Annotated in this window: 10 protein-coding genes and 2 tRNA genes; 3 read left to right on the forward strand and 9 right to left on the reverse strand. The window is 66.3% G+C overall.

The annotated features are described in order from the left end of the window. Window positions 1-59: 59 nt before the first annotated feature. From LJ754_RS02270 to LJ754_RS02285, 4 genes are all read right to left on the reverse strand, one after another. The gene (locus tag LJ754_RS02270) at window positions 60-626 is read right to left on the reverse strand and encodes a type 1 glutamine amidotransferase domain-containing protein (protein WP_227912753.1); all 567 of its coding nucleotides are present in this window, start codon (window positions 624-626) and stop codon (window positions 60-62) included. A gap of 184 nt (window positions 627-810) precedes the next feature. Continuing rightward, the gene (locus LJ754_RS02275; protein ID WP_227925127.1) at window positions 811-2,244 is read right to left on the reverse strand and encodes a MinD/ParA family ATP-binding protein; all 1,434 of its coding nucleotides are present in this window, start codon (window positions 2,242-2,244) and stop codon (window positions 811-813) included. Between the two features lie 181 nt (window positions 2,245-2,425). After that, a tRNA-Met gene (locus LJ754_RS02280) sits at window positions 2,426-2,499 on the reverse strand. Between the two features lie 77 nt (window positions 2,500-2,576). After that, window positions 2,577-2,648, reverse strand: a tRNA-Thr gene (locus LJ754_RS02285). A gap of 172 nt (window positions 2,649-2,820) precedes the next feature. Between LJ754_RS02285 and LJ754_RS02290 the strand changes: the two genes are divergently transcribed. Further along, window positions 2,821-4,200 (forward strand): GAF domain-containing serine/threonine-protein kinase, encoded by a 1,380-nt coding sequence (locus LJ754_RS02290; protein ID WP_227925425.1) that lies wholly within the window; start codon window positions 2,821-2,823, stop codon window positions 4,198-4,200. Between the two features lie 131 nt (window positions 4,201-4,331). Here the strand turns inward: LJ754_RS02290 and LJ754_RS02295 are convergent, their stop codons facing one another. The 3 genes from LJ754_RS02295 to LJ754_RS02305 form a co-directional block, all read right to left on the reverse strand. Beyond that, window positions 4,332-6,227 (reverse strand): DEAD/DEAH box helicase, encoded by a 1,896-nt coding sequence (locus LJ754_RS02295; RefSeq protein ID WP_269439668.1) that lies wholly within the window; start codon window positions 6,225-6,227, stop codon window positions 4,332-4,334. A gap of 365 nt (window positions 6,228-6,592) precedes the next feature. Then, window positions 6,593-7,279: an MOSC domain-containing protein gene (locus LJ754_RS02300; protein WP_227925129.1), complete on the reverse strand. Its 687-nt coding sequence runs from the start codon at window positions 7,277-7,279 to the stop codon at window positions 6,593-6,595. 9 nt (window positions 7,280-7,288) lie between these two features. Next, window positions 7,289-8,578: a glycosyltransferase 87 family protein gene (locus LJ754_RS02305; protein ID WP_227925131.1), complete on the reverse strand. Its 1,290-nt coding sequence runs from the start codon at window positions 8,576-8,578 to the stop codon at window positions 7,289-7,291. 155 nt (window positions 8,579-8,733) lie between these two features. Between LJ754_RS02305 and LJ754_RS02310 the strand changes: the two genes are divergently transcribed. After that, complete coding sequence (locus tag LJ754_RS02310; protein WP_227912749.1) at window positions 8,734-9,912, forward strand: amidohydrolase; 1,179 nt, start codon at window positions 8,734-8,736, stop codon at window positions 9,910-9,912. Continuing rightward, on the forward strand, window positions 9,912-10,364 hold the full coding sequence (locus tag LJ754_RS02315) for a hypothetical protein (RefSeq protein ID WP_227925133.1): 453 nt from the start codon (window positions 9,912-9,914) through the stop codon (window positions 10,362-10,364). Before LJ754_RS02310 ends, LJ754_RS02315 begins: the two co-directional genes overlap by 1 nt. Before the next feature lie 30 nt (window positions 10,365-10,394). On the opposite strand, the gene LJ754_RS02320 is transcribed toward LJ754_RS02315, so the two are convergent. Both LJ754_RS02320 and LJ754_RS02325 read right to left on the reverse strand, forming a co-directional pair. Further along, on the reverse strand, window positions 10,395-11,540 hold the full coding sequence (locus LJ754_RS02320) for a cystathionine gamma-synthase (protein WP_227925134.1): 1,146 nt from the start codon (window positions 11,538-11,540) through the stop codon (window positions 10,395-10,397). A gap of 64 nt (window positions 11,541-11,604) precedes the next feature. Then, a complete protein-coding gene (locus LJ754_RS02325; protein ID WP_227925136.1) occupies window positions 11,605-12,984 on the reverse strand; it encodes a cystathionine beta-synthase in 1,380 nt (459 codons plus the stop codon). Window positions 12,985-12,986: the final 2 nt, after the last annotated feature.

The raw sequence follows: 12,986 nt of genomic DNA on the forward strand, positions 1-12,986 counted from the left end.
CCAAGGGGTGGGGCAACGTTTTCACGTTACTCCACCCCTTGGCGGTGATCCGGCAGGCGTCAGGCGTGCTGGCCCGCGTGTTCGCCTTCGGAGATTTCCTCCACGAGCTTGTCGTTGAAGGCGGGCAGATCGTCAGGGTTGCGGCTGGTGACGAAGCCCTGGTCCACCACCACTTCCTCATCGGTCCAGTTGGCGCCGGCGTTCTTCAGGTCCGTGGCGAGGGTGTGGTAGGAGGTCATGTCCCGTCCCTTGACCACACCGGCCTCGATCAGCAGCCAGGGGCCATGGCAGATGGACGCCACCGGCTTGTGGGCTTCGAAGAAGGCCCGGGCAAAGTGCTGGGCGTCCTCGTTCACACGCAGGAAGTCGGCGTTTACGACGCCGCCGGGCAGCACCAGTGCGTCGAAGTCGTCCGCGTTGGCGTCGGCAACATCGAGGTCAACCGTGAAGGTCTCCCCCTTGTCCATGCCGTCGAAGCCCTGAATGGTGCCCTTCTTGGGGGAAACCAGGACCGGCTGTCCGCCGGCTTCCTTTACGGCCTCCCACGGGCTGGTCAGCTCGATCTGCTCCACCCCGTCGGTGAGGAGAAAAGCTACCTTCTTGCCTGAAATGTCGTGCTCTGCCATGGTGTCTCCGTTCATTCCCGCCGCTGCCCCTGCGGGCGGCGGCATTGCGTCTACGGTCTTACCGCTGTTTCCGGAAACCCTTGGCTTCCGCTGGACCCAGACTATGAACCTTTACGGATAATAAGCAACCTTATTTAGCTCTGCGAGAACGTCCGCCATCGGCCCCGGCAGGAAATCCCGGTTCTTACAGGCCCTCGGCCACTGCCGCCGCCGCAGCCAGCCAGGCCCGCTGGGCCGCGGGTTTCAGCGAGTCATAGCGGATCTGCCCCTTGCGCAGCGCCGGGTCATACGGAATGGTGACAGCGGCCCGTGCCAGCTGGCCAAAACCTTCAGCCACCCTGCGGGCCTGGCTGTCCGTTCCGTTGCGGTCCGACTGGCTCACAATGACGACGGCGTCCCGGGCCAGTTCCGCGTAGCGTCCGCCGCGCACCTGCAGTGCTTCCAGCAGCAGGGCCCCCGCCTCGGCGTGTTCTTCCACCGTGGTGGTGGCGATGACCAGCTGGTCCGTGTGATCGATCATGCGCAGCCACCGCTCGGCGCTCTCGTCGTTCCCCGAATCCACAATGTTCAGCCGGAAGTACTTGGAGGCGACCTCGTGCAGCGCGTCAAAGTCTTCGGCGGTGATCTTCTGCTCGGAGGCCAGTACATCCGGCTTGGAGCGCAGGACGTCGAATTTGTCTTCCACCTGGTGGTGCACGAACCGGGCCAGCAGTGCGGACTGCGCAGACGGGGAGAGCAGGTCCGCGGTCTGCGGCAGCAGGTCCATCACCGTGGACTCGTGCGGCCCCTGCTCGGTGCGCCAACCCAGGGTGCCCCGGGTTTCGTTGTTGTCCCAGGCCAGCACCGGCCCGCCGCCGTTACGCGCAAAAACTGCGGCCAACATCACCGTGGTGGGGGTCTTGTTGGCGCCGCCCTTGCCGTTGACAACGGAAACGGTCCGCGGGCCCGGCCAGTGCCGGCTCACGGCCCGCATGGCACGGCGTTCCTCCAGCTCCTGCGCGGAGGGCGCAAGGCGCAGGCCCAGCCCGGTGAGCAGTCCCCGGAAACCCTTCGACGCGGGGATGGACGCGGGCTGCTGGTCCAAAAACGACGCGCGGCGGCCGCCGTGCCGGCCGTGTTCAGCGCGGGCCTCGGCCCGGCTGCCGGGCTGGTTCGCTTCCAAAGCTGCCCCGCCCAGCGGCTCCGCCCAGGTGTCCGGTTCTCCTCCGCCGAGCCGTTCCACCCAGCCGGCGGGCTCCGCCGGGGGTTCCGGCATGCTTACCGGCAGCGGGGGCAGTGGTGCGACCGCCGGTATGGCCCCTGCTGCAGGGCTGTCCCAGCTGCCGGCGTCCCACGTCCCGGCCACTGCGAAGTCCCCGCCTCCGCCCGCCGCGCCGTCGTCGTCACCTGTCAGTGAGCCACCCATGCCGTGCGGATACTCATCCCAGGCCTCACCCGGGACGGTTGCGCTGCTGCTTCCATTTAGAGCATTCCCGGTCACTCCCGCGCCCGCTTCGGCGCCTTGCGGCGGGGAGTTCCACCATTCCGCTTCGCTTCCGGGGACAGTGCCTGCCCGCCGGCGGCGGCGGGAGGGCAGGTCATCCGGGCGCTCGTTCGGATGGGGAAAATGCTCAGTCATGGAGTCGTCGTCTTTCGTTCCGTGGGGGTGGCGATTGATCTGGACGGGTCGGGTCTGGCCCTGTGATCCAACATATTGAATTGGGGTATCTGCGCCGGTGTTTACGCCGCAAGCGGCGCATCCGGGCAAAGAAAAAGGGCAGGTACGGAAGCTTCAAAACTTCCGGACCTGCCCTGATGTGTAGCGGTGGGGAGGCTCGATCTCCCGACCTCACGATTATGAGTCGTGCGCTCTAACCAACTGAGCTACACCGCCATAAATGAGTGAAGCCCGCGTCCCTAAATGGCCTCTGCAAAACAAACAGCCTTAGCAACGCGGGCCCTCCCATTGAGAGCCCCGACCGGGAATCGATCCCGGGACCTCCATCTTACCAAGATGGCGCTCTACCACTGAGCTATCGGGGCAACGACATAAAACTCTACCAGCACTTTTCGGGAACATGAAATCGAAAACGGCAAACGTGACAAGTGCCACTTTTTCCACTCCTGCACCGCGTTTTGGGCCGTCAGGGAGTAAAGTGCCAACCCGTTTTGTCAGTATGCTTAGGCTACGAGAAAGCGAGGGCACGTGGACATAGTGCCAAACAACCTTTCAGACGGCCTCTTCCTTGGTGGAAGATATCGGCTGCTGAACCAAATCGGAGCCGGTGCCATGGGCACCGTACACCGGGCCCGGGACGAATTCCTGGGCCGCGACGTCGCGGTGAAGATCATCCGCCCGTCCGCCACCAGTGAACTGGACCTGCGGCGCAGTGACGCCGAGGCCAAAATCCTGGCACGCCTGAACCACCACAGCTTGGTCACCCTGCTGGATGCCGGTTCGGATACCTCCAATCCCGACTACCCCTTGATCTATCTGGTCATGGAACTGGTCCAGGGCCTGGACCTGCGGGACCGGCTGAAGCAGGGCACCCTTACGCGCCGCCAGGCGGCGCTGGTCGGCTATGACCTGGCATTGGGCCTGGATTATATCCACGGCAACGGCGTGGTGCACCGCGACGTCAAGCCGGCCAACGTCATGCTGTTCGACTACGGCAGCGAGGATGCCCGGATCAGGGCCAAGCTCACCGACTTCGGGGTTGCCATGGTCGCTAATGACCCGCAGTCCCAGCACGGGACCTTCTCCGGCACGGCGGCGTTTATGAGCCCCGAACAGGCCCGCGGCGAGGAGTCCGTTCCGGCCAGTGACGTATATTCACTGGGACTCGTCCTGCTCCAATGCCTCACCGGTTCCCCGGCATTCCCCGGGCCCGCACTGGAAAGCGCCCTGGCACGCCTTCTGCGCGATCCTGAGATCCCTGCGGCACTGGGAGAGGACTGGGTTTCCCTCCTCAAGGCGATGACGGCTCAGGAGGCCGCACAGCGCCCCAGCGCCCACGACGTTTCAATGGTGCTGTACGACATGGTTGTCCGCGCCCGTGGCCGGCACCGCGTAGACCCGGAACTGCTCCCGGACAATGAGGCCCAGCGGATGGACGCCGTGCGCCGATACGAACTGCTGGACACTCCCCCGGACGGCGCCTTTGACCGGGTCACAGCCCTGGCCTCCCGGGTCTTCAACGTCCCCGTGGCGATTGTCAGCGTGGTGGACACCGACCGCATCTGGTTCAAATCCCACCACGGCACGGACGTCACCGAAATCGGCCGTGACCCGGGCCTGTGCGCTTCCGCCATCCTGCAGGACGACGTCTATGTGGTGGGCAACGCCAGGCAGGACCCCCGGACCCTGGCCAACCCGCTGGTGGCCGGCGAGTTCGGCCTGCAGTTCTATGCGGGCGTTCCGCTGGAAACCAGTGACGGATTCAACCTGGGAACGCTCTGCATCCTGGATACGCAGCCGCGCAGCTTCTCCGCAGAGGACGCCCAGACCCTTTCGGACATGGCCGCGATTGTGATGAATGATCTGGAGATGCGGCTGGAAAGCCGCCGCGCCTCCGCCTCGCACTCCGCCGGGTAACCACCGGCAGCGGATACACGACGTATACGGCAACACAAGGAAGGGCGCCTCCCGAAGCGGGAGGCGCCCTTCCTTGTGTTGCCCGGGCCTAGTGCCCGGGCCGGCGCCGGAGTTCCGGCGCCGGGTGTTTCCTAGTCGCGGAAACGGGGCTTGCGGGCGCCGGTAGCGGCACTGTCCCGGAAGCCGCCTTCGCGCTTCTTGAACGGGCGGTCGCTGCCGCGGTCACCGAAGGACCGCTCGCCGTCGCGCTTCTTGAAATCCTTCTTGAAGCCGCCGCGGTCGGCACGGTCGTTGAAGCTGCCGCCTTCACGCTCGCGGGCCGGCTTGCGTCCCTTGTCCAGTTCCAGGTGGATCAGCTCGCCGCCGATCCGGGTGCGGGACAGGGCGCGCAGCTGGTCCTTGGACAGGTCTGCGGGCAGTTCCACCAGCGTGTGGTCGGCGCGGATGTCAATGCCGCCGATCTGTGCGGAGGACAGGCCGCCTTCGTTGGCGATGGCGCCGACGATGGAACCGGGAAGCACGCGCTGGCGGCGGCCGACGGCGATGCGGTACGTTGCATTGCCTTCGGTCAGCGGGCGCGTCGGGCCGCGGGAGCCGAAGCCGTCATTGCGGCCTTCGGAGCGCTCGCGCTGGCGGGCCGGGGCCACCGGGATTTCCTTCAGCAGCAGGTCGCGGCCGCCCTGGGCCATGACGGCCAGGGCTGCGGCAACGTCTTCGGCGGGAACGTCATGCTCGGCCAGGTACTTGGTCACCAAGCCGCGGAACACCGAGATGTCCTCGGAACCGAGGGTTTCGGTGATCTTTTCGGAGAACTTGGCCAGGCGCTTTTCGTTGACTACGTCAACGCTGGGCAGCTGCATGTGCTCAACCGGCTGGCGGGTGGCCTTTTCAATGGCCCGCAGCAGGTACTTCTCGCGCGGGGTCATGAACAGGATCGCGTCGCCGGTGCGGCCTGCACGGCCGGTACGGCCAATGCGGTGCACGTAGGACTCGGTGTCGTGCGGGATGTCGTAGTTGACGACGTGGCTGATGCGCTCGACGTCGAGGCCGCGGGCGGCAACATCCGTGGCAACCAGGATGTCGATCTTGCCGTCGCGCAGGGCCTCAACCGTACGCTCGCGCTGCTGCTGCGGGATGTCGCCGTTGATGGCGGCGGCGCTGTAGCCGCGGTCCTTCAGCTTGTCCGCCAGATCCTCCGTGGCAGCCTTGGTGCGGACGAACGCGATGACGCCGTCGAACTCTTCGGTTTCCAGGATGCGGGTCATGGCGTCCAGCTTGTGCGGGCCCATGACCTGCACGTAGCGCTGGCGGGTGTTGGCACCGGTGGTGGTCTTGGACTTGACCGTGACCTCGGCGGCGTTGTTCAGGTACTTCTTGGCAATCTTGCGGATGGCCGGCGGCATGGTGGCGGAGAAGAGGGCAACCTGCTTCTCGGCCGGAGTGGAGGAAAGGATCTGCTCCACATCTTCGGCGAAGCCCATGCGGAGCATTTCGTCGGCCTCGTCCAGCACCAGGTATTCCAGGTTGGACAGGTCCAGGGAACCCTTGGCGATGTGGTCGATAACGCGTCCCGGGGTACCTACGACAACCTGAGCGCCGCGGCGCAGGCCGGCCAGCTGGGGTCCGTAAGCGGATCCGCCGTAGACGGGCAGCACGGTGATGCCGTCCATGTGGACTGCGTAGGAGGTGAAGGCTTCAGCGGACTGCAGGGCCAGTTCACGGGTGGGGGCCAGGACCAGCACCTGGGTGTCCTTGGTGGCCGGGCGGCCGGCCAGCAGGGACAGGGCGGGGACGGCGAATGCGGCGGTCTTGCCGGTACCGGTCTGGGCCAGACCCACGACGTCGCGGCCTTCAAGCAGCAGGGGGATGGTGGCTGCCTGGATGGGGGACGGCTTGACGTAGCCGACATCCTTCAGGGCTGACAGGACGCGCTCGTCCAGTCCGAAGTCACTGAACATCACTGTGTTCTCTTCGGCTTCGGGAGCGGCATTTTCAACGGTGCTGTTATCCAGCGGTGCTTCAGACAAGAGGGAATCCTCATTCAATCGGGGAACCACGCAACCAGGAGGCTGCAGGACGTAAGTCCGGCGCTGTTGCAATCCCAGGCAGGACTTTCCGTCACAGCTGTGGGCCGATTTCACTGGATTGTGTCTACGACCGGTGTGACGATTTCTTTGCCGGCGCTCCCCAAAAGATGAATCTGCCCGCAATTGAATGCGGGCCCCAACACAACGTACCTTGCGGTTTCGGTTCAAAACTCGATGATCCGCAGGAAAATAAGGGAATACCGGAGTGGGGGATGTTTTCCAGTGTACGGCATAACGGCTGCCGCTGCTTCGCAGGGGGCGGTGAGCTTGGGCACACGCTCCTGACGGAAGCTTTAGCCGCGCGGCTAGATAGCAGCCGGCACGGCCTGCACCTGATCCTTAGCCGCGGACTTCGCCGCCATGGTCCGCAGGACCTTCTGGATTTCGGGCGACAGTCTGATTTCACCTGCGATGCGGGAGGCCTCCAGCGCTTCAGCCTGCTGTTGGTCCAGGCCCCGGAAGACGTCCCGGACAGTGACGCCGTGCGCCGGCCTGGTCAGGACTTCGATCGGGTCTCCGGCGGCGATGCTGCCGCGGCGGCGGACCTGCAGGTATGTTCCCACCAGGCCTGCTTCGGCAAAGCGGTGCACCCAGTTAGGCACCTGCATGCGCTGCTGGAAATTCCGGCACGGGGTGCGGGGACAGGTTACTTCCACTTCCACGTCCGCACCGATCCGCCACCGTTCGCCAATCAGCGCGTCCGTGGCATCCAGTCCGGCGATGCGCAGGTTTTCCCCGAACAGCCCCGGCTCAATGCTGCGGCCCAGTTCCTGTTCCCAGTACTCGGCGTCGGCCTGCGAATAGGCGTAGAGGGCCTTCGACTCGCCGCCGTGGTGTTTCCTGCTGGCCTGCAGGTCCCCGGTCAGGCCCAGGGGATGGACCTTTACCGGCCCCTCCACGGCACGCTTGTCAATGGCGGTGACGCCGGTGGCGTCTTTAGTGGGCAGGAGGCCGTGCACCAGGCAAACGGCGAGCAGGGAACCGGTGGTCATGCCTGCAGTCTAGGGCTGCGGCTCCGTGGCACGCAGCAACTGCGGCGGGTCGTTGCGCCACCAGTTCCGGGACCGGCTCCCCCAGTAAGCGGCGAACCACCAGATCATCAGCCCCGCACCCCAGAACACGCCGGCACTGGAAGCCATCAGCCACGGTTCCGGCAGTTGGGAATCCAGGTTGGGGGAATCAAAGAGCTCACCGATGGTTTTGGGTGAGTACACAAAGATCACCAGCGAGCTCACCAGCAGCATCACGCCCGTGACCCGCAGCTTCCGGTGCCCCGGCCCCAGGTCCAGCAGGTTCCGGCCCAAAACCGGAATGAAAAGTGCCACCCATACCCAGTGGTGGGACCAGGACACCGGGGACATCAGCAGCATCAGCAGTGCCGTGGCCGCCAGGGCCGTGAACGTCTGCCCGCGGTTGCCGGCCATGCGGATGATGACTGCCGCGGCAGCGACGGCCAGGAGGGTGAGGAGCAGCCAGGGCAGGTCCACGGGGAAGTCCGGGCCGCCGAAGTGCAGGATGGCGCCCTTGATGGAGAGGTTGTCCACATAGCCCGCGCCGCCGATCCGGGAGGTATCCGGCAGCAGCTCCAGCCAATACGTTTTGGATTCCCGGGGCAGAATGAGGAAGCCCAGGCCGAACGTTGCAAGGAAGCCGTAGGTCATGTTGCGCAGGCCCCGCCAGTCCCCACGAGCCAGGAAGTACAGGCCGAAGACCAGCGGGGTGAGCTTCAATCCGGCGGCCACGCCGGTCAGCAGCCCAGTGGGCCAGCCTTCCCGCTTGACCACGAAGTCGGCCATGATCAGCCCGAACAGAAGGATGTTGATCTGCCCGAAGGCCTGGGTTTCCCGCCAGGGACCGAGCAGCACGATGAACCCCGCCGCGAGCGTGGCAAGCGGACGCAGCCAGGGATGGCGCAGGACATCCATGGCGCCGGCCCGGTCGAAGACGTACCGGACGCCCCAGAGCGCGGTTGCCGCGGCTATGGCGATGGAGATGCCGGTAAAGATGTTCAGGCCGATGCCTTGCCCGAACGGAGCCAGCACCGCAAAAACCAGCGCCGCAAAAGGCGGATACGTAAAGAGGAGACTGCTGTCGGCGTCGTACTGCAGCGCCTTGGTGTACAGCTCGCCGCCGGCGTCCAGCACACTCTGTCCGCCGGTGAGGTAAACGCGGAAATCCAGTCCGTGGCGCGGCGACACATCAAAAGCTGTCCATACGAGCAGCCCGGCTAGTGCCAGCGCCCCCAGGGTCGCAACGGTCCGCACGAAGGCGGATCGGTGGATCTGGCCCATTGTTCTCCTGTAAGCACTGCCGTCCGCGCTCGTGGCGCCGCATAGCGATATGGCGATATTGACTTATCCCAGTCTACCGGGCAACCCCTTCGGCCTGCCCCTGCCGGGGCAGGCGCTAGGCTGGCCGGAGAAGATTGAAGAGCGAAAGGTCCCCCATGTCTGACGCGTTGCTGGCCCTCACAAATGCCCATGTGGTACCGGTCACCGGGGATCCCTTTGACGGCACGGTGCTCGTTGAAGGCAGCCGGATCCGCGAGCTGGGCCCGGACGTCCGGGTGCCGGAGTCGGCGCAGGTGCTCGACGCCGGCGGGCAGTGGCTGCTGCCGGGGCTGGTGGACGCCCACACGCATCTGGGGGTCCACGAGGAGGGTGAAGGCTGGGCCGGCAATGACTCCAACGAAATGACGGACCCGGTGATGGCCGGCGTGCGCGCCCTCGATGCCGTTAACCCGTTCGACACCGGGTTTGACGACGCCCTGGCCGGCGGCGTGACCACCGCCAACATCAACCCCGGTTCGGGCAATCCGATCGGCGGGCAGGCCGTGGCCCTGCACACGCACGGGCGTTACCTGGAGGAAATGGTCCTGCGCGCGCCCAGCGGGTTGAAGTCCGCCCTGGGCGAGAACCCCAAGCGGATCTACAGCGAGAAGAAGCAGACCCCCTCTACGCGGCTGGGTACCGCCATGGTGATCCGGCAGGCGTTTATGGACGCGCAAAACTACATGGGCAAAGCGGACCCGGATGCCCGCGATCCGCACATGGAAGCCCTGGCCATGGTGCTGCGGAGGGAAATCCCGTGGCGGCAGCACGCGCACCGCGCCGACGATATCGGCACTGCCCTGCGGCTCGCGGACGAATTCGGCTACGACCTGGTGCTGGACCACGGAACGGAAGCGCATCTGCTGGCCGATGTCTTGGCCGAGCGCGGGGTGCCGGTGCTGATCGGTCCCCTGTTCACCACCAGGTCCAAGGTGGAGCTGCGCGGACGCAGCATGGCCAACCCGGGCAAGCTGGCCGCCGCCGGAGTGGAAATCTCCATCATCACCGACCACCCGGTGGTGCCCGTCAACTTCCTGATCTACCAGGCGGCGCTCGCGGTCAAGGAGGGGCTGGAGCGGAAGGAAGCACTGCGTTCGGTCACCATCAACCCCGCCCGGGTGCTTGGCCTGGCGGACCGGCTTGGCTCGCTGGAGCCCGGCAAGGACGCCGATCTGGTCCTCTGGAGCGGTGATCCGCTGGATGTGATGCAGCGTGCCATGCGAGTGTGGATTGGCGGCCGCGAGGTCTACCGCTACGATGCCGCAACCCGCGAACAGATTGTGGCGCCGCGCTGATGCGTCCCGGCAACACCCCTGCAGCGCCCGGCCCCTCCGGTGCATCACCCCGGACGCCCCCGCCGTCGATCATCCGCATTGCCGCCGCAGCCTGGCTGGGGGCGGCGGTCCTGCTGGCCGCGGCAGGGGTTTCCTTTGTTGTATCCGCCCGCACCCAGCACCAGGACAGCACGGCACTGACCATGCTGGGGATCCTTGTCCTGGCCCTGGCAGCGCTCAGCGCGTACAGCGTTCTCCGGCTGCGGGCAGGCAAGCGGAGCGCCCGTGAAACCCTCACCAGCATCGCTGCCATCGGCGGGTTCCCGCTGCTCTTCCGCGGCCCGGCTCTGGTGGCCGTGGGTCTGGTCCTGCTGGCCTGCGCCGGGCTGCTCTGGCTGCCCGCCAGCAACCGTTTCTTCCGGCTCCGGGACCCGAAGAAGCGCGGGCCCAAAGGCCGCCGGCCCCGCACCTGACGCCGGGCAGCGGCTAACCACCGACCGCGGCTACAGCCGCCCGAACGCCGAATCCAGGTCCGCAATGAGGTCCTCTGCGTCCTCGATGCCCACGGACAAACGCAGCAGGTTCTCCGGCACCGCCAGCTCGGTCCCCTTCACCGAGGCATGGGTCATTTCCGACGGGTAATTCATCAGGGATTCCACCCCGCCCAGCGACTCGGCCAGCAGGAACAGGCGCGTGGATTCGGCGACCGTCCGGGCGGCAGCCTCGCCGCCCTTGAAAGACACCGACACCATGCCGCCGAAGTCCTTCATCTGTGCCTTGGCCAGGTCATGCCCGGGATGTTCTTCGAGGCCCGGATACAGCACGTTTTCCACCGCCGGCTGGTCCCGGAGCCATTTCGCCACGGCCATGGCGTTGGCGGAGTGCCGGTCCATGCGCACGGCCAGGGTCTTCAGCCCGCGCGTGGTCAGCCAGGCCTCCATGGGTGCGGACACCGCTCCAACGGCAAACTGGATGAACCCGACCTTCTCCGCCATCGCGTCGTCGTTGAGGACCACCGCGCCGCCCACGGCGTCGGAATGCCCGCCGATGTACTTGGTGGTGGAGTGCACCACGACGTCGGCGCCGAGCGAGAGCGGCTGCTGCAGATAGGGGGAGGCAAAAGTGTTGTCGACAACCAGCAGCGCCCCGGCGTCGTGCGCCGCCTGGGCGGTGGCGGCAATATCGGAAATCTTCATCATCGGGTTCGACGGCGTTTCCAGCCACACGATTTTCGTGTTGCCTGCGGCGACGGCGGTCTGCACGGCAACGGCGTCGGACATGTCCACCGCCGCACTGGTGATTCCCCAGGCCCCCAGCACCTTGGTGATCAGGCGGTAGGTGCCGCCGTAGGCGTCGTTGCCCAGCACAATGTGGTCCCCCGGAGCCAGCAGCCCCCGGATCAGGGCGTCCTCGGCGGCTAGGCCGGAGCTGAAGGAAAACGCGTGCTTCCCGCCCTCCAGCGCCGCCAGCTGCTCCTGCAGCGAGTCCCTGGTGGGGTTGGTGCCGCGGCCGTACTCATAACCGTTCCGCAGCCCCCCGATGCCGTCCTGGGCGTAAGTGGTGCTCTGGTACAGCGGCGGAATGACTGCCCCCGTGGTGGGATCCGGGGCCTGCCCCGCATGGACGGCGCGGGTGCTGAAGCTGGTCATTGGTTCCTCCTGTGCCGGCATGCCGGCGGGTTGGTGCGGAAAACCGCCGCCCGGCGGCGGCCGGTCAGAGGCTCAGGTACGAAAGCAGGTCGTGCCGGGTCAGCATGCCGATGGGCGCGCCGTCGGACGTCACCATCACGGCGTCGTCGTCCTGCAATTTGGCGCGGGCCGAAGCCACTGAGTCTCCGGCGCCGACCAGGGCCGGGCGCGGACCCATGTGTTCGCTGATCCGGTCCGTGGGCTTGGCTTCACCGCGGAAGAGTTTCTCCGTCAGCGAGCGCTCGTCCACGGAGCCGAGGACCTCGCCGAGCACCACCGGGGGTTCCTGCGAAAGCACCGGCAGGCAGGAGACCGCGTACTCGTTGAGGATGGCAATCACGTCACGCACGGTCTCGTTCGGATGCGTGTGCACCAGGGCGGGCAGCGACCCGTCCTTCATCTCCATCACGTCCCGCACGGAGGCCTGCTCGCCGCCGTCCTGGAGGAACCCGTAGGAACGCATCCACTCATCGTTGAAGATCTTGCCCATGTAGCCCCGGCCGCTGTCCGGCAGCAGGACCACCACGACGTCGTCGGGTCCCAGGCCGCGGGCAGCCTGCAGTGCCGCGGTCACGGCCATGCCGGAGGACCCGCCCACCAGCAGGCCTTCCTCCCGGGCCAGGCGGCGGGTCATGGCGAAGGAGTCCGCGTCCGGCACGGCAATCACCTCATCGGGCACGGACCGGTCGTAGTTCGCCGGCCACATGTCCTCCCCCACCCCCTCCACGAAGTAGGGGCGTCCGCTGCCGCCGGAGTAGACCGACCCTTCCGGGTCTGCGGCGATCACGCGCACCGGGCCGGAGGGCCGGTCCGCGGAGATTTCCTTGAGGTAGCGCCCGGTGCCGGTGATGGTGCCGCCGGTGCCTGCGCCGGCCACGAAATGGGTGACCCGGCCCTCGGTGTCCGCCCATATTTCCGGCCCCGTGGATTCGAAGTGGCTGGCCGGGGCGGACGGGTTGGAGAACTGGTCCGGTTTGTACGCCCCGTCGATTTCGCGCACCAGGCGGTCCGAGACGCCGTAGTAGGAGTCTGGACTGTCCGGGGCCACCGACGTCGGGGTCACCACCACTTCGGCGCCGTACGCCCGCAGCACGTCCCGCTTCTCCACACCCACCTTGTCCGGGGTGACGAAGATGCACCGGTAGCCCTTTTGCTGCGCCACCAGCGCCAGCCCGACGCCGGTGTTGCCGCTGGTGGGTTCGATCACCGTTCCGCCGGGGCGCAGCTTGCCCTCCTGCTCCGCGGTGTCGATCATCTTCACCGCAATCCGGTCCTTCACGGACCCGCCCGGATTCAGGTACTCCAGTTTCACCAGGACGGTGGCGCGGATCCCTTCGGTGACATTGTTCAGCTTCACCAGGGGCGTATTGCCGATCAGGTCCAGGACTGTATTGGCGTACTTCATGT

This window comes from Arthrobacter sp. zg-Y40, from assembly GCF_020731535.1.
GTDB lineage: Bacteria > Actinomycetota > Actinomycetes > Actinomycetales > Micrococcaceae > Arthrobacter_B.